The organism is Sphingomonas panacis, assembly GCF_001717955.1.
GTDB lineage: Bacteria > Pseudomonadota > Alphaproteobacteria > Sphingomonadales > Sphingomonadaceae > Sphingomonas > Sphingomonas panacis.
Genome location: NZ_CP014168.1, coordinates 3,466,943 through 3,483,316 on the forward strand (window position 1 = coordinate 3,466,943; position 16,374 = coordinate 3,483,316).

Sequence of the window (16,374 nt, forward strand, 5' to 3'; positions counted from 1 at the left end):
ACTCTGCTCGAGGAGCACGGCGCAGACGGCGCGGTAATGGCCGCCTTTATCTGGCGCGCTTCCCAACCCCGCGGAACCGGGTGGTATGAACGACATGCAAATGCATGCCGTGCGCTACACGCTGATACCGGCAGATGACGGCGCATCGACGTGGGCCACGCCGTCATGGGCGAACCGTTCGAGCGCCGCGACGCCCACCGGGGACGTTGCTTGCCACGGTACGAAAAACAGCCGCTTCGCCATGCTCTGCTCCATGTGGCCAATCCGCGGCGCGAGCGATCCATCGCACGAGCTTCAGATCCCTTTTTTGCCTGCCGCATGCTGATGCGCGCGGAAGACAGTGGAGTCGATCAGGACGTATTCGAAATCCGGCTCTTCATGGCGGCGAAAAGATGATCCCGCACGCCGTCTTTGGACCAGCGCGAAAATCGAACAAAGGCGCTGTTCCACTTGCTGAAGATCACCGGCAGATCGCGCCACGGCGAACCCGTCTGAGCTAGCCAAAAGACCGCCTCCCTAAACAGGCGATTATCAGCCGGCCGCTTCCAATGATGATCCTGCAACATCAGGCGAACGTCGCTCATCGCTGACGAGACTTACTTCGCCTTCGCGAGCATTGGCGCCATACGCTTGGCGGCCAAAGGTGGAAGTTTGACGCTGTTTGCCACCGCAGCGTTTGGCGACGGCCCAGCCCCCACCTTGATCAACGCAACCATTCCCATCGCGAAGTGCGGTTTGCATTTGATGCCATAAAGACCGGCTTTCGTGACTTTGATATCGACCGCTTTATTCACCGACCCTATAATCGGTGGCACGCCGGCTGGCCACATGGCGTCGATAGTCTGCGCGTTGTGGCTCGGATCCGTGGGAACAAAGCGCACCGTGTCCCCGGGCGATGCCTGAATGAAGGCCGGTTCGAAGACCATCATACCGGCGGCTCCAGCGGTTTTCATCTTCACCTCTAATGTCCTGGAAAAACCTGGAGCGGCCAACATTAGAGGAAAAAGAGAATAAATAATAAAGCGGTACGACATTAAATACCTCGTGTTCGGTACGTTCTGGCAACCGATATCAAGCGGATCTCATGAGCAGATTGAATATTGCACGCAGCGAGATCTAGACCCCGGCCATGCAAAGGTATTTCACCTCGAGATATTCGGAGATGCCATGTGACGCCCCCTCTCGCCCTATGCCGGATTGCTTGATTCCTCCGAAAGGCGAGACCTCGTTCGAAATCAACCCGGTGTTGATGCCGACCATCCCGCATTCGAGGGCCTCGGCGACACGCCACACCCGGCCGATATCCCGACTGTAAAAATACCCGGCCAGCCCGAACTCGCTAGCATTGGCAAGCCGCAGCGCCTCCTCTTCCTCGTCGAAAGCGAAGATGGATGCTACCGGTCCGAACGTTTCCTCATGCGCGACGAGCATATCTGCGGAACAGTCCACCAGCACCGTCGGTTCGAAGAAAGTCCCGCCCAGAGTATGCCGTTTGCCGCCCAACGCGAGTTTTGCGCCTTTCGCCAGCGCGTCGGCTACATGCTCTTCGACCTTGCTCACCGCTGCAGCGTCGATCAGCGGACCTTGTGTTACACCAGCATCGGTTCCGCGCCCGACACGCAAGCCTGCGGCAGCCTTCGCCAATTTCGCCACGAATTCGTCCAAGACGCTGCGCTGAACATATATCCGGTTCACACAAACACACGTTTGGCCGCTGTTGCGATATTTCGACAGCATCGCACCTTCGACGGCGGCGTCGATGTCCGCGTCATCGAACACGATAAAGGGGGCATTCCCTCCAAGTTCCATCGACATCTTTTTCACCGTTGCAGCGCCCTGTTGAAGCAACAGGCGGCCAACCTCGGTCGATCCGGTAAAGCTGATCTTGCGCACCGTGGGGTTGGACGTCAGTTCGCCGCCGATATCACGTGCGCGTCCCGTCACGACGTTGAATACACCATCCGGGATACCACTGCGCTGCGCGAGCGCGGCCAGCGCCAATGCCGTCAACGGCGTCTGCATCGCCGGTTTCAGCACCATCGTGCACCCTGCCGCCAGTGCTGGTCCCGCCTTGCGCGTGATCATGGCTGCCGGGAAATTCCAGGGTGTGATTGCGGCTGTCACACCGATCGGCTGCTGGATCACGACGATCCGCGCGTCGGCGCGCGGGCTTGGGATGACCTCGCCATAGGTTCTTTTCCCTTCTTCTGCGAACCATTCGATGAAGCTGGCGGCATAGGTGATTTCACTACGAGCTTCGGCGATCGGCTTACCTTGCTCACTGCTCAGAATGAGCGCCAGGTCTTCGGTGGCGTCGACAATTGCCTCGAACCACCGCCGCAATATCGCTGATCGCTGTGCCGCCGTGCGGCTGCGCCATTCGGGCAGCGCCCTGTCTGCGGTCTCGATGGCTTGCCGCGTTTCGCGGGCCGCGAAGTTCGGCACCGCGGCGATCTTCTCGCCGCTCGCCGGATCTGTGACATCAACTTCGGGCACCCCAATCCAGGTGCCGCCGATGAAGCATTGATCCTTCAGGAGCGACGGATCCCTTAATGACAAACCCACGGAAAACTCCTTTTCAAAACATGAGCGGTACTGGCTGCGCGATCAGCGCCTTGCGTGCGCCGAGATAGCGCGCCTCGATGGACACTGTGCAGGACATTCGTATTCCCGGAACGCGAGCCTCGCCCAGTATCACCGACCGGCATCCGGCGAATCCCACTTCTAATAATGCGTCCCTGCGATGGATTGATGATTGCCGAGAAGGCGCGCGCGCCGAACATGCCAAAATAGAGATGGTGAAGCTCCCACCCTGACGTTCATCCGATTGCGACCGAGCTCTCCAGCAACCGCCTCAACCATCGCCTTGCGTCGAGTGACGGCCTCCCCCGCTTGACGAACGCCGACAGGCAACAAAGTTCCCGGTCTTTCGGGCTTCTCAGCTACTCCGCCGCCTCGGCGTAGATGTCCCATTGCGGCGCACGCGGAGCAGGTAGACCGGTTTCATCTTCGCACTGTCGGCGCAGAGTTTCGATGTCGGGGCCAAAGTCAAACACCGAGACTTCGCCACGCTCATTGCGCAGTTGGTCGCGAAGCGCTCGGGTGGCCGGGTCATTGACGGTGCCGTCAACTGCGATCACCACGCCATAGGCCTTCGCGCCCTCGATCGTTACCAGCCCCTGCTCGATCTCCTTGGCCACCAGAGCCGGATCGCGATCGAAGGGATCACCCCAGCCGCCACCGCCCCAGGTGATGAAGTGCAGCACATCGTTCGCCTCGACCTCCAGGTCCTCAATCTTGTTGCCGACGATGGTCTGCGAACCATCGGGTTTCTCCAAGATCTTGCGCGCTCGCGCTCCCGGCGCGCCGCCGTTGACGCCCCAGGGAGGCACGAACCAGCGGTCGTCGTGGATCGCGATCTTGCCATTTTCGAGGAACCGATACGACATCAGGATGCCGTTGCCGCCGCGATGCAATCCGGCACCGCCAGAGTCCGCGACGGTTTCGTAGCGCTCGATCACCAGCGGGAAGTATCGTTCGAGGAACTCGTTGGGTACGTTGGTGAAGTTGGGGAACAGCGAGTGACCATCCGGTCCGTCACCCAACGGGCGGCCGGGAATGCCGCCAAAACCGATCTGGAACAATTGGAAGTATTCGCCGGCCTTGTCGAACCCGGAATAGAACAAATGCGGGCTGGACGAGAAACCCGCCGCCGTGAGGAACTCAGGCGTCTTCTGGCCGAGCAGACCGCCCAGAATGTCGAACATGCGGCCCAGCGCGTGGGTGCGGCCGGACAGCGCCGCCGGGAAGCGCGGCTTGAGCAGCGAGCCTTCCGGAATGCGAACATCGATCAGGTCGTAATACCCGTCGTTAAACAATATCTGCGGGTCGAATACCATGATCATGTAGATTCCGAAGAACATGCGCATCATGTTTTCATTCAGAAAAAAGTTGATCGAGGCCTTAGATTGCGGGTCTGTGCCGTCAAAATCCAGGACCACCCGGCCATTCTCGCGCCACATCGTGCATTTGATCTTGTATGGTCCGTACCCCATACCGTCGTCGCAGATATAATCCTCGAAGCTTACCTTCTCTTCGCTGATGGCAGTGTCGATCAGCTGGCTCATCGCCTTGTGGTTGCGCGCCAGCAGTTCTTCGCAAGCGGAGACGAACACATCGTCGCCGAAGCGGCCGGCCATCTCGATCACCCGGCGCGAGGCCACGCGGCACGAGGCGATCAGCGCATTGAGATCGGCCTTGCACCAATCCGGCGTGCGGACCTGATGCATGATGAGCTTGATGACGTCTTCGTTGTAAACGCCTTGCTTGTAGATCTTTACCGGCGGGATGCGGACCCCCTCCTGGAAGATCGAGGTCGCGACGATCGGCATCGAGCCGGCGACCATGCCGCCGATGTCGGACTGGTGGCCGAACATCGAGGTATAGGCGATCAGACGTCCGTCCTTGAACACCGGCAGCAGCACCAGCCAGTCGTTGCTGTGGCTGACCGCGCCGCCGACCGAATATGGATCGGACAGCATGATGAGATCGCCCTCTTCCACGGTGCCTTCATAGCCGTCGAGGAACGGGCCGATGTATGACCCGAACTGGCCGACGATCATACGCCCCTTGTGGTCGGCGATCAGCGGAAAGGCGTCACCCTGCTCGCGAATGCCCGGCGACATCGCCGTGCGCACCAGCGTGGCGTCCATCTCGACGCGGGCATTGCGCAGCGCATTCTCGATGATGTCTAGGGTAACGGGGTCGATGACCTTCTTCTCGAAGGCCGCTTCGTTGGTCTGGATGATCCGTGCGGGCATCTTGGCGTCCTTCGATCAGGCGTCGGCGAGAGTGATGAGGATGTTGCCCACGCCATCGACGGTGGCCACGCAATCGGCTTCGATCAGCGTGGTGGAATCCATTTCGATGACGATGGCCGGCCCCGTGATAACGTCCTTGGCCTTCAGCTTGGCGCGATCGTAGATCACCGCTGGCTGCATGCGGCCGTCCATGTAGAGCTGGTGGTCGCGCACTTTGGCTTCAGATGGATCGCCGTTGCCTTCGGGCAAGCGCGCTGCCGGCAGATCGAGCGCCTGGCCCAGCGCCACCGCACGCAAGTTCACGATCTCGTGCTCGCTATCCATGTTGAAGGTGAACAGGCGGCGATGTTCGTCGTCGAAGCGCTCGGTCAGGGCGGCGATACCCTTCTCGCCGAGCTGGTCGATGGTAACTTCCATCGGAACTTCGAACGCCTGTCCCGAATAGCGCACGTCGACTTCGAACACGACGTCGATGTCGCTCTCGGCCACGCCCTCTGCACGGAGTTCCTCGCGGATCTGCTGCTCCATTTCGGCCAGCACGGCGAGCAGCGCATCCGCCGTAGTCTTCGACGCTAGGGTCGAGAACGAGCGCGCGGTCTCGGTTCGCATCCGCGTCGTCGCATCGCCGAGCGCGCACAGCACGCCGGGGGAGACGGGCGAGACCGCCGGCCAGCTCCCCATCAGGCGCGCGACCGCGTTTACGTGGAGCGGGCCAGCGCCGCCAAAGCCCATCAGCGCGAAGTCGCGCGGGTCATAGCCTTGCTGAACCGAGATCATGCGCAGCGCGCCGAACATGTTCTCGTTGACAATGTCGATGATGCCGCGCGCGGCAGCGTACAGGTCGATCTTGAGCGCATCGGCAATGCCCTGCACGGCCTTGATCGAGCCCTCGCGGTCGAGCTTGAAGGTGCCGCCGAGCAGCGCTTCGGGCAGGTAGCCCAGCACCACGTTGGCGTCGGTCACGGTAGGCAGGGTGCCGCCCTTGCCGTAAGCCACCGGACCCGGCACCGCGCCGGCAGACTGCGGACCGACCCGCAGCGCACCGGTCAACTCAGGCACATAGGCGATCGATCCGCCACCCGCGCCCACCGTCTTCACGTCCAGCGCGGAGGCGCGCACCGCAAGATGGCCGACTTCGGTTGTGCGTACGCGGCGCGCTTCCAGGTTTTCGATCAGCGCGACATCGGTCGAAGTACCGCCGACGTCGAGCGTCAGTATGTTGCGGATGCCACTGTTCTTACCGACCCAGATCGCTCCGGTGACGCCGCCTGCCGGACCCGACATCAGCAGCGAGACCGGATGCTCTTCCGACTTCTCGGACGTCATCAACCCGCCGTCCGAACGCAACAGCGACAGCTTGCCGGCCATCCCTGCATTTCGGAGCTGATTGCGCAAGCTACGCACATAGCGTCCCACCGCGGGGCGGACGGCCGCATTGGCAACAGTCGTCAGGGTTCGTTCGTACTCCTGCATTTCGGGCAGGACGATGTGGCTGAGCGAGACCGGAATGTCCGGCATGATCTCAGCCGCGAGCTCACCGACGCGCGCCTCATGCACGCCGTTCAGGTACGCGTTCATCAAGCTGACCGTCAGCGCCTCGACGCCCTGCGCCTTTAGCTTGCGCAATGCCGCGCGAATGTCTTCGTCGTCGATCGGGCGCAGTTCCTCCCCTCGCGCTGTCATGCGCCCCTTGATCTCGACGGTGTCTTCCAGCGCGGCCATCGGCGCGGGCTTGGGCCAGACGATCCAGCCGGCGAGCCCGCCCGGCACGAAGCTGCGGGCGATCTGCATGACCTGGCGATATCCCTGCGTCACGATCAAGCCGACGCGGGCGCCCTTGCCCTCCAGTACGGCGTTGGTGGCAACCGTCGTGCCGTGCAGGAACACCTCGATGTCGGCGGGGATGATACCTGCCTTCTCGCACACCGCGTTCAGTCCGTTGAGGATACCCTCGGAACTGTCGTGCGGAGTAGACGGCGTCTTGTGGCGCCAGAAGGCACCGGTATCTTCCTTGAACAGCAACAGGTCGGTGAACGTACCACCGACATCAACACCTAGCCGATAAGCCATGGGCGATCCTTGCGAATGACTGAAATGGAAGAGGAAATGGTCGCGCCGCCTTGGTTCATGACGTGAGTCAGTGTCACGGGCGCAGGTCCACGATGACCTTGCCGATCGACTGGCCGGAAAGGAGGCGCTCAATTCCGTCGAAAATGCCTTCCAACCCGGTGAACTTACGATCGTCGAAACGGACCTTGAGATCACCGGAACTGTAAGCCGAGAACACGCGCTCGCGTGCTGCCGGCCATTGTTCGGTCAGCAGTCCGTTCATAAAGCCGCGCACCGAGGCGCCCTTGTAATAGAGGCTATGCGCGATCCGCGGTTGCGTCACGATCTCGGGCCGGCCCTCGAGGTCTGCCGCCGCGCCGCCGACCACCACGCGCCCATGCGGCGCCACGTTCTTGAGAAACGCGTCAAAGATCGTGCCGCTTACCGTATCGATCGCTACGTCCAGCTTGTCCGGGTATTCGACCGCGAGAATATCGGTCACGGACTCCGAGCGATAGTCGATCACCCGAGCCGCGCCGAGATCGCGCGCGAACGCGGCCTTGTCGGAACCACCACAGACGGCAACGACGTGGCAGCCACGCTGCGCCGCAAGCTGCACCATGAAGTGGCCCAGCCCGCCCGCCGCGGCCGAAATGGCGACCGTTTCGCCGTCCTCCACCGCGCCGATATACTCGAGCGCCATCGCAGCCGAGACGCCGGTCGAGGCCAGCGCCAGCCACTCGGGTGCGAGTTCCGGCACCTTCACGAAATGGCCCTGATCGGCCAGATTCCATTCACGATACCCGCCGGGAAAGCGCGTCGTTACGACGGCATCCCCAACCGCGAAGTCTGCCACACCCTCGCCGACGGCTACGATGACGCCTATGGCCTCGACCCCGGTCAGCGTCGGCAGGCCGATCTTCACGTAGTCCACCGCATTGCGGGCAATCTGCGTGTCGAAGATGCCGTTGATGCCACAATAATGATTACGCACCAGCACCTGGCCGGGAGCCGGGTCGGTCAGATCGAGCGTCACGATTTCCGTCGCGGCGCGGAAACTTTCGGCGAAACGCTGAAGCTGGATCGCGCGATACGTGCCGCTCATGCGTCGCCCCCTGCCGGGAAACCGAGCACGCCGGGGTTGATCATGCCATCGGGGTCCATGATCGCCTTAATTCCGTCGAGCAGCGCTTTGGACATGGTGTCCCGGCTCTCCCGGTAGGGATAGGTGCGCCCGATCTGGAAATGTCCGGTGCCGTATCGCTCAAAAATCGCCACCACCGCGTTGCGGAGAGATGTGACCAGTGCGGTCGCTTCCTCGTTCTGCGGGCGCTGCTGCAAGCGGCCGAGGTGCGCCGGCTCGACGGCGGACTCATGAACCGGACGCCAACCCTGGGGCCAGAAGAACACCGGCTCCAGCACGATCGCATTGCTTGCCATGGTAGTGAACAGGAATCCGGTGTGGATGCCGTGCGCGTCCATCTCCGCCTTTCGCTCGGCATAGAGCATCTGGATCTCATCGAAGATCTGCCGCGAAGTCGACAACGAGCAAACGCCATGGATCGGCACCCAGGCTTCGCCGGTCGGGCCGACCATCGAGTTGAGCGCCGGGAACGGCATTGCGCGAATGACTTTGGCGATGCTGTTCTCGATCTCGGCCCCACCAAACTGCGTCGCGATCTTGCGCACTGCCGCCATGTCGTGGTCGACCGCCGCCTTCGAACGGCCCTCGCAAATTACGTGGAGCGGGTAGTCGGTGGGCGCGATGAAGTTGCGTCCCCCCATGGCGATCTTGGCCGCGGCCAGGATGCCTTTGCCGAAGTTCTTCTCCTTGGCAACGACCGCGCTCAGCGTTTTCACGTCGGCGGTGAGAGAGGCGCGTTTCATGCGCACCATGGTCAGCCCCGGATCGAAAGCGCATGTCTCGGCCGCAAGGCCCTGGCGTGCGACTTCGGCCATCGCCTCCAGCAGCGTCTCGCCGCTCGGGAACGAGAACGAGGCATGATCCTCGAATGCGGGCATCGTGATGAGGCGCAGGGTGATCTCGGCCTTGATCCCCAGCGTGCCGCAATCGCCGCAGAAGATGCCGGTCAGATCAGGGCCGAAGTGGCGATAGAACGGCGTCTCACCGCCCGGCCCCCGCGCGCCGGTGCGGATCACCGATCCGTCGGAAGCGACCACCGTCAGCGCGACGACGCTCTCGCTGGAAGTGCCATAATGGCCTGCACCGAACATGGCATTGAGTTGCGAAATCCCCCCGCCAACGGTGGAACTGAGGCCCGACATCGGCCCCCAGAACGGCGTTCGCAGGCCCAGCGGCGCAAGCGCTTCGTTCATGCCCTTCCACGTCACGCCTGCTTGTACGGTAACGGTCATGTCTTCACGGCTGATCCGCACGATTTTGTCCATGCGCGACATGTCGAGCGAGACCGTTCGGTCCGTTGCGGGCACATACCCCCCGGTGTAGCTCATGCCGGCACCACGCGGTGCTATAGCATAGCCGGCAGCGCGAGTGGCAGCGACCACGGCGGCAAGCTCTTCGACCGAGCCGGGTGCTGCGATGAGAGCGACAACCGGGCCCACCGGGTTCCAGATATCCTCGCTATGCAGCCGTCGGGATGCCTCGTCGGAGCGAATGTTGTCGTCCCCCACGATTACCGCCAACCAGCCCTGCAGGTTATCCGTTCTCGATAGCTCTGTCGGCAGTTCGTGCTGTTGCATGATTCACCCTGAAGTTGTGGCGACGCGAATATGTACTATAGTTATGACATATAAATCGGTCGTTGCAAGCGCTTCGAAATGAGATCGACTCCCGCTTCGGTCAGGTTACGCTGGCTCTCGCTGCGCTCTGGCCAGCAAGGCGACCCAGCACCACTGCGGTGGTGAGGCCCATGGCGGGCAGATAGCCCCATGAGGACGGTCCAGACACTGATCGCGCCGAGCCGCCGCCCGCGAAAAGGTTTGCGAATGGCGTGCCATCGTCCCGCAAAACGCGCGCGGCCCCATCGATCTGCAGGCCACCCTGCGTATGGTAAAGCGCGCCGGTGACCTTGAGTGCCCGGTATGGCTCGGAAGGTGGACGATCGCTCGACCATGACCGACCGAAATGGTCCCTTGCTCCCGCCTGGGCTGCGCGCTGCGCCCCTTCGATTGCTTCGTGAAGCCGCGATGACTCGGTGCCGGTCAGCACGGCGAGCGCATCGAGGTCATCCGCGATCTTTGGCGCGTTCAGGGCCATGAGCTGCGCCAGTTCCGGGATTGCCGCACAGCGCTCCTCGATTCGAGTGTCGTAGATCACCCAACCCAAGCCATCGGGTTGCCGTGCCAGCGGGTGAACCATCCCGGCGATGTCGGCCGATTCGTCGGTAAAGCGTTCGCCCAATTTGTTGACGATGACTCCGCCTTCGATCAGTACCGGTGGCGGAACCGAAATGCCCTGCGGATCGGTAAGCATGGCATAGCCCTGGTAACTGCCCATATCGGCCAATACCGCGCCCAGCCGCTGCGCCACGACGATCGCCTCGCCCTGGCTACCCTCGTGCCCATTGTACTTGAGCGTCGCCGTTTCCGGCATGTACCGATTGGTCATTTCGCGGTTGGCGCCAAAGCCGCCGCACGCCAGGATCAGCGCGTCGCAACCGATCTTTTCGATTGCTCCGTCCGCCCGCTCGATCGCCACGCCGAGTATCCGGTCGTCGCGCGCGTAGATATCGACCAGCCTGGCCTCCATCAGCACGTCGATCCCGGCATCGCTCATGCGCCGGTGCAGCAGCTGCACCATCTCGGCACCGCTGTTGCCTGGCCAGCCGTGGAGCCGCTGGCGGCTGTTGCCGTAGGAGGCGCGAAACCGCAGGTCGAGTTCCCAAGGCAACCCGTGCGCCTCGCGCAGCCACTCCAGCGTCGCCCCGCTGTGATCGGCTAGGGCGCGGGCAATCACCGGGTCGGTTTGCCCTCGTGCTTTTTCGATAATATCGGCGAAGAAGAGATCGGCATTGTCCTCAATGCCATGCTCGCGCTGCGACTGCGTGCCCGCCGCGCAGAACAGGCCTTGCGACATGCCAGTGGAGCCGCCGGGGCGGTCATCCCGCTCGATCACCAAGGGCGTCACGCCTGCATCGAACGCGGCGAGCGCCGCCACCGCACCGCAGGCGCCGGCCCCGGCAATCAGCACCGGAACCGAGAAGTCGAACTCTTCCGCTTCGCTCACGAACGCGCGCCGAGTTCGCTGCCGACCGCCTCCGAAGCGATGTCGCCAACCGCCTGGTTGGCTTCGTTGCGCTGCTGCACGATGCGCAGCACGCGGGCGATGTACTCCTGGTTCGACAGGGCACGCTCGATCGCGGCGGAAGGATCGGGCGCATACGTCTCGATCTCGGACCGGCTGAGCACGCCCTTGCCTTCCAGCAGGCGCTCCAGCGTATCGATCCGTTGCCGGGCGACGGCGAGCTCCTGCACGGCGGCCATTGTGATGGCGAGCACCGCCTCCACTTCTTCGTCCAGGAAATACGGGCGCTTGCCGGCGGCTTTGGCGCCGGCTTCGGCCAATGCGTCGTTCACGCTCATCAGATGCTCGCCCCAATAACGTGCCAGGCCGCCTTGCGACCATAGTCCTCGGTCTCGTCGTCAGCGGCGTCGGGAAACAGGTCCTTGTCGACGACGGCCGTCACGCCCCCGTGGATCAGCGTGTCGGCCCCGAACCCGGCAGCGACCATGTGCTGGTCGAGGTCGAGTTCGTGCATGCGGCTCCAGAACGGCTCATTGTTGTAGAACGCATCCCAATCACGCATCGTCTGCTCGAATAGCGGCATGTCCGGCGTGTATTGCGGCTGCTCGACATGCAGGACGATGCCACCCGGCTTCAGCAAGCGGCGAGTCTCGCGCAGAATGTTGTCGAGCGCTGTGCTTGACAGTTCGTGCAGGAACATCGTGGTCTGAATCCAGTCGAAGCTAGCATCCGGGAAGATCGCCAGATCCTCGCCGCTAGCCTGCACGAAGCTGACGTTCTCGACGCCCAACGACTTGGCGCGCGCCAAACCATAGCGAAGCACCGGAGCGCCAAGATCGACGATGGTCATCTCCGCTTCCGGATAGGCCTGCGCGATCGGCAAACCGGAATGGCCGACGGTGCCGCCGATCTCCAGGATCGTGGCGGGCTTGAAGTCGGGGTAGTTGCGCTTCATCCACTTGACCACGGCGTGCCCGCCGCCATCGGCGAACTTACCGAGCAGGCCCGCCGTGGTGACAAAGTTGCCGTGATCGTAGTTGGCTGCGTTGGCAACGTCGCCGGGAAACGCCTCGGTGTAGTAACTGCCAGGCATGCAGTGGTGATCCACCGCCGAGACATAGCGTGGGATCGCCACATTCGGGTTCAGCTTCAGGCGCTCGTCACCGTCCGTCAGTTCCGCAACCTTCTGCGCCAAGGCCTCGCGCTGCCGTATCGCGGTCCAGCGGCCCGCCTGTTGGCGTTGCTCCATCGTCATGCGACGGATCGCCGACCACAGACAAAAGCTGCCGTCCTCGAGCAGAGCGCGCCGTGCCTCGTGCCGGTCGGCGATTGGGCGGCCGTGCACCTTGGTGAAGGCGGGCGCGACCTCGTTTTCGTACGCCGCCTTCACGCCTGGAACAACGCGGGCCGAAAGGTGACGGTTCATTTGCGCCAGGAAGTTGATCCGCTCGATCTCGTCATGGCTGGTCTGCGGGAACACCGCGTGACGGCCAACCACGCGGTAATCGGGTGGGCCGTCATAAGGCTGGGCGGAAGGCAAATTGGAGAGTGTCATATCGAGATGCCGCTTTCCTTAGGTTTGGTATATCTTTATAACAATATGACACCACAGTTCCTGAATGCCAAGAGGATGAAGCAGGTATGACTCGGATTATCGTATTGGTGAACCTCAAGCCCGGTAAGAGCGCCGCGGATTACGAGCGTTGGGCGCTGACCACCGACCTGCCCACGGTCAACGCGCTCAAGTCGATCGATGGCTTCACCCTGTTCCAGTCCACCGGTCTGCTCGGAAGTGACGCCAAGCCGCCGTACGACTATGTCGAAATTCTCGATATCAACGACATGGACCTGTTCGGCCAGGAGGCGTCGACCGAAACGATGGGCCGCATCGCCGCCGAGTTCAACGAGTGGTCGACGCCGACCTTCATTCTCACCCGTCAAGTTACCGGAGAGCCTGCATGAGCGGGCCGCTCGCTGGCAGGACTGCCGTCATCACCGGTTCGGGCCGCAAGGGCGGCTTGGGTGAGGCAATCGCGCTGCGCCTCGCCGAGGACGGCGCCAACATCGTGCTGTCCGACATCGGCGCCTCGCGCGACGCGGCCACCCCCGACAGCATGATCGGCCTGTCGTCGGAGATGGAAGAGATCGCAGCCGCCATCCGGGCCAAGGGCGTCGCGGTCTCGGCAAAATCCTGTGACATGCGCCGCCGGGATGAAGTGCAAGCACTAGCCGATCACGCGGTCGCCACGCATGGCAGCCTCGACATCTGGGTCAACAATGCCGGCATCGGCTACATCGTCAAGCCGCTGCTGGATGTCTCGGAAGACGAGTGGTCCGCGGTGATCGACGTCAACCTGAGCGGCGCGTTCTTTGGCATGCAGGCCGCCGCCCAGCGCATGGTGGCGCAAGGTCGCGGCGGACGGATCGTCAACATTGCGAGTCAGGCGGCTAAGAGCGGCTTTCCGAATATGCAGGCCTACACCGCGTCCAAACATGGGTTGGTCGGTCTGGTCCGCTCCGCCGCGACGGAACTGGGCGCTCACGGGATCACCGTGAACAACGTCTGCCCAAATCATGTGACGACGGGGCTCGGCGCCTGGCAAAACCAATATTTCGCCGAAAAGCAGGGCAAGACGATCGAGCAGTACATGGCAGACATGGCCGGTCGCATTCCGATGGGCCGTCCGGGCCTGCCGGAGGATACCGCCAACGCTGTCGCGTTCCTGTGCCAGGACGGCGCGTGCTACATCACCGCGGAGTCGATGAACGTGTCGGGCGGCGAAGAGCCGCATTGACGCGATGAGCCCTTCCCCGTGCGGGAGGGGCTCACTCGATCACGGAGGCCAGCGCGAGCGCGACATCGTCCAGTTCGTCGAAGCGTTCGATCAGGTCGATCAGACCGGTGTGCGCCTGCGCCCGCCCGCCGAATGCCAGACAGCGCCGCGCTTTAGCCAAGTGCTCCTCCCGGCTCAACGGCCACTCCGGTGAGCCGAACTGGCGTGACACCGCTTCGCTGACGATCGTGCCATCCACCAGCGCCGCGGTTCCGATTGCGGGGACGAAAGCGGCCGGATCGCCATTGTCGTCGATTTCAACCACGATCCGCTCGGCGAGGGCCAGCAGTTCGGGATCTGACAGGCGTTCGGGCGCGAAATCCTCCAGATCAATCGTGCCGCGCGTCAGCACAACCGCTCCAAGCCAGGCAAAGCACAGCCGCGCATAGGCAACGCTCATGCCCGCGAACGGTCTGCGCCCGACGAGGCGGTGGATCAGCGGTGGCGCGCGATAGGTGAAGGATTGGAGTTTGTCGGCCGTCAGGCCGTCCCGTTCCATCAGGCTGCGCAATGCGATGATCGCGCCGTGCGCCGCGCGCCCGGTGGGGAACGGCTTCCAGCTCACTTCCTCGATCCGGTGACGTGCGCCGAGCTCAGCTAAGACTGGCTCCAGTTCCGCCTCATCCTCGAACAGCGAGAAATACCCGAACGGACCATCGATTGAGCCCTGCGGTCCCTCGAATCCGGCGCGGGCCAAGTCGGCGGCTTCAATCGCGGAGCGGGCGGCGCCAGCGACCTGGATGGCGAGCGCGGGCTTGCCCTCGACATGCGCCTGCATCGTGCCGCTGGCGAACGCGAGGCCATAACCGAATGCGTTGCCCGCCACGCCGGGAGACAGGCGCCGCATACGGCTCAGCCCGCCGATCGACCCGAAAACACCCGCCGTAGCCGGGCGAAAGAACTTGAGCGGCGATTTGACCGCCACCCCGAGGGTCGCCACGATATCGACACCGGCAACGATGCCGGCCAGAAAATCGGCACCACTCACCGGCGCACGGTCGGCTTCGGCGAGGAGCACCGCAAGCACGCTAGCCATCGGATGCGCGACGGCGGGCTCGTGCACGCAGTCATATTCCTGCGCGTGGATCTGGTAAGCGTTGGCGAAGGCCGCGTTAGGCGTGGTAAGCCGCTCACCGGGCCGGCCAAGCACCAACCCGTTGCCGCCCTGCCCGCTCCAGATCCGAGCGGCGCCAAACGCCGCGTCGGCGAGCGCGGCATTGCGGCCTGCGATACCGACCGCAATGCTGTCGTGCAGGAAGTTGCGCGCCGCGCGCTTGGCGCCCGGCGGAAGATCCGTCCACGACACGCTCAACGCATGGGCGACGAGCCGGTCCGAGGCGTGTCTCATCGAAGCGAGATCATGACCTTGCCAACATGCTCCGCCGCCGCGAAGTAGGCATAAGCGGCAGGCGCCTCGTCGAATGGAAAGGTCTTGTTGACGATGGCCTCGATATTGTTCGCCTCGACCGCGCGGACCAGCTTCAGCAGCATTTCGCGGCTACCGTTAGCAATGCCCTTGAGCGTCAGGTTCTTGCCGATGATGGTGCCGTAGCCCGGTACCGACATGCCCTGCCCGGCCGTGACGCCGATGATGACGATGCGACCGTTTACCGCCGCAGCGGCAATCGACTGCCCCAGCGTGCCCTGACCACCCGTCTCCACCACGATATCCGCGCCGGAGTTGCCGGTCTGCGCCATCAGTTCGGCCGCCCACTCGGGGTGCGTCTTGTAGTTGATAGTGATATCGGCACCGAGCTGGCGCGCCAGCCCCAGCTTCTCGTCGCTGGACGAGGTGATCGCGACCCGCGCGCCGTTAGCCTTCGCGATCTTGAGAGCATAGATCGCCACGCCGCCAGTGCCGAGACACAGTACGAGGTCGCCGGCCTTGACCTTGCCAACTTCCACCAGCGCATTCCAGGCCGTGAGCCCGGCCGACGGCAGGGCCGCCGCGCTTTCGTCGGAAATTGCCTCAGGAACGCGAATTAGGGCGGTCGCTGGCAGCACCACCTTCTCGGCCAGCCAGCCATCGTTCGTCACCCCGACATCAAACCCGAAGGCGTGATAGCCGAAGTCACCACCGGCCCAGTTCACAAAGTGCGGGCTGATCACGCGATCCCCAGGCTTTACGGTGGTGACACCTTCACCAACGGCGACGATGTCTCCCACGCCCTCGGACACGGGCACGCGCCCGGTCGGCTTCTTGGCGCCATACGCCCCCCGAATGATCTGTAGATCGCGATTATTGAGGCTGATGAGGCGCGGCGCGATCACGGCTTGACCGGGGCCGGCAACGGGGTCCGGCCGGGCCGTTGCGGTCAGCGATTCGAGGCCATTCTGCTCGCCAATCTCAAATGCTTTCACGAAGATACTCCGCTTGCTCAGCCCAGCCACGCGGCCCAGCTGACGGTTCATTTGTATCTTCTATATATCAATTAAAAGCCTTGTC

The 16,374-nt window shown here is 63.0% G+C and carries 14 protein-coding genes and 1 pseudogene; 2 read left to right on the plus strand and 13 right to left on the minus strand.

Annotated elements, in window-relative coordinates; all coding sequences use genetic code 11:
• Positions 1–114 precede the first annotated feature (114 nt).
• The 11 genes and pseudogenes from J0A91_RS25070 to J0A91_RS15840 all read right to left on the minus strand — a co-directional run bounded on the left by J0A91_RS25070 (position 115) and on the right by J0A91_RS15840 (position 12,574).
• The gene (locus J0A91_RS25070; protein ID WP_276204575.1) at positions 115–243 is read right to left on the minus strand and encodes a hypothetical protein; all 129 of its coding nucleotides are present in this window, start codon (positions 241–243) and stop codon (positions 115–117) included.
• A gap of 11 nt (positions 244–254) precedes the next feature.
• Positions 255–584 (minus strand): annotated as a pseudogene (locus J0A91_RS15795) (transposase); the annotation flags it as partial.
• A gap of 12 nt (positions 585–596) precedes the next feature.
• On the minus strand, positions 597–1,034 hold the full coding sequence (locus tag J0A91_RS15800; protein WP_069205712.1) for a pseudoazurin: 438 nt from the start codon (positions 1,032–1,034) through the stop codon (positions 597–599).
• Positions 1,035–1,116: 82 nt separating this feature from the next.
• Positions 1,117–2,565: an NAD-dependent succinate-semialdehyde dehydrogenase gene (locus J0A91_RS15805; RefSeq protein WP_069205713.1), complete on the minus strand. Its 1,449-nt coding sequence runs from the start codon at positions 2,563–2,565 to the stop codon at positions 1,117–1,119.
• A 377-nt stretch (positions 2,566–2,942) separates the two neighbouring features.
• Positions 2,943–4,820: a hydantoinase B/oxoprolinase family protein gene (locus J0A91_RS15810; RefSeq protein ID WP_069205714.1), complete on the minus strand. Its 1,878-nt coding sequence runs from the start codon at positions 4,818–4,820 to the stop codon at positions 2,943–2,945.
• A gap of 15 nt (positions 4,821–4,835) precedes the next feature.
• Positions 4,836–6,890: a hydantoinase/oxoprolinase family protein gene (locus tag J0A91_RS15815; protein ID WP_069205715.1), complete on the minus strand. Its 2,055-nt coding sequence runs from the start codon at positions 6,888–6,890 to the stop codon at positions 4,836–4,838.
• A 73-nt stretch (positions 6,891–6,963) separates the two neighbouring features.
• A complete protein-coding gene (locus tag J0A91_RS15820; RefSeq protein WP_069205716.1) occupies positions 6,964–7,974 on the minus strand; it encodes a zinc-binding dehydrogenase in 1,011 nt (336 codons plus the stop codon).
• A complete protein-coding gene (locus J0A91_RS15825; RefSeq protein ID WP_083224709.1) occupies positions 7,971–9,590 on the minus strand; it encodes an FAD-binding oxidoreductase in 1,620 nt (539 codons plus the stop codon). The genes J0A91_RS15820 and J0A91_RS15825 overlap by 4 nt, the downstream gene beginning before the upstream one ends.
• A gap of 100 nt (positions 9,591–9,690) precedes the next feature.
• On the minus strand, positions 9,691–11,076 hold the full coding sequence (locus J0A91_RS15830; RefSeq protein WP_069205717.1) for an FAD-dependent oxidoreductase: 1,386 nt from the start codon (positions 11,074–11,076) through the stop codon (positions 9,691–9,693).
• Positions 11,073–11,432, minus strand: a complete 360-nt coding sequence (locus J0A91_RS15835) for a hypothetical protein (RefSeq protein WP_069205718.1) — start codon at positions 11,430–11,432, stop codon at positions 11,073–11,075. The genes J0A91_RS15830 and J0A91_RS15835 overlap by 4 nt, the downstream gene beginning before the upstream one ends.
• Positions 11,432–12,574 carry a class I SAM-dependent methyltransferase gene (locus tag J0A91_RS15840; protein WP_240502039.1) on the minus strand — a complete coding sequence of 381 codons (1,143 nt, stop codon included), beginning with the start codon at positions 12,572–12,574 and terminating at the stop codon, positions 11,432–11,434. The genes J0A91_RS15835 and J0A91_RS15840 overlap by 1 nt, the downstream gene beginning before the upstream one ends.
• 161 nt (positions 12,575–12,735) lie before the next feature.
• Here J0A91_RS15840 and J0A91_RS15845 point away from each other — a divergent pair, with 161 nt between their 5' ends.
• Together J0A91_RS15845 and J0A91_RS15850 are read left to right on the plus strand one after the other, a co-directional pair.
• Positions 12,736–13,056, plus strand: a complete 321-nt coding sequence (locus J0A91_RS15845) for an REDY-like protein HapK (protein ID WP_069205720.1) — start codon at positions 12,736–12,738, stop codon at positions 13,054–13,056.
• Positions 13,053–13,889 carry an SDR family NAD(P)-dependent oxidoreductase gene (locus J0A91_RS15850; RefSeq protein ID WP_069205721.1) on the plus strand — a complete coding sequence of 279 codons (837 nt, stop codon included), beginning with the start codon at positions 13,053–13,055 and terminating at the stop codon, positions 13,887–13,889. Before J0A91_RS15845 ends, J0A91_RS15850 begins: the two co-directional genes overlap by 4 nt.
• 31 nt (positions 13,890–13,920) lie before the next feature.
• On the opposite strand, the gene J0A91_RS15855 is transcribed toward J0A91_RS15850, so the two are convergent.
• Positions 13,921–15,276: an MmgE/PrpD family protein gene (locus J0A91_RS15855; protein ID WP_069205722.1), complete on the minus strand. Its 1,356-nt coding sequence runs from the start codon at positions 15,274–15,276 to the stop codon at positions 13,921–13,923.
• Positions 15,273–16,340 (minus strand): zinc-dependent alcohol dehydrogenase family protein, encoded by a 1,068-nt coding sequence (locus J0A91_RS15860; protein WP_206364913.1) that lies wholly within the window; start codon positions 16,338–16,340, stop codon positions 15,273–15,275. The genes J0A91_RS15855 and J0A91_RS15860 overlap by 4 nt, the downstream gene beginning before the upstream one ends.
• Between the last annotated feature and the right edge of the window lie 34 nt (positions 16,341–16,374).

Bases quoted from the DNA above. Each gene is read 5' to 3' on its own strand.
- J0A91_RS15845 (WP_069205720.1), top strand. From the start codon at position 12,736: ATGACTCGGATTATCGTATTGGTGAACCTCAAGCCCGGTAAGAGCGCC.
- J0A91_RS15835 (WP_069205718.1), bottom strand. From the start codon at position 11,432: ATGAGCGTGAACGACGCATTGGCCGAAGCCGGCGCCAAAGCCGCCGGC.
- J0A91_RS15860 (WP_206364913.1), bottom strand. From the start codon at position 16,340: ATGAACCGTCAGCTGGGCCGCGTGGCTGGGCTGAGCAAGCGGAGTATC.
- J0A91_RS15850 (WP_069205721.1), top strand. From the start codon at position 13,053: ATGAGCGGGCCGCTCGCTGGCAGGACTGCCGTCATCACCGGTTCGGGC.
- J0A91_RS15815 (WP_069205715.1), bottom strand. From the start codon at position 6,890: ATGGCTTATCGGCTAGGTGTTGATGTCGGTGGTACGTTCACCGACCTG.
- J0A91_RS15810 (WP_069205714.1), bottom strand. From the start codon at position 4,820: ATGCCCGCACGGATCATCCAGACCAACGAAGCGGCCTTCGAGAAGAAG.
- J0A91_RS15820 (WP_069205716.1), bottom strand. From the start codon at position 7,974: ATGAGCGGCACGTATCGCGCGATCCAGCTTCAGCGTTTCGCCGAAAGT.
- J0A91_RS15800 (WP_069205712.1), bottom strand. From the start codon at position 1,034: ATGTCGTACCGCTTTATTATTTATTCTCTTTTTCCTCTAATGTTGGCC.
- J0A91_RS25070 (WP_276204575.1), bottom strand. From the start codon at position 243: ATGGCGAAGCGGCTGTTTTTCGTACCGTGGCAAGCAACGTCCCCGGTG.
- J0A91_RS15825 (WP_083224709.1), bottom strand. From the start codon at position 9,590: ATGCAACAGCACGAACTGCCGACAGAGCTATCGAGAACGGATAACCTG.
- J0A91_RS15855 (WP_069205722.1), bottom strand. From the start codon at position 15,276: ATGAGACACGCCTCGGACCGGCTCGTCGCCCATGCGTTGAGCGTGTCG.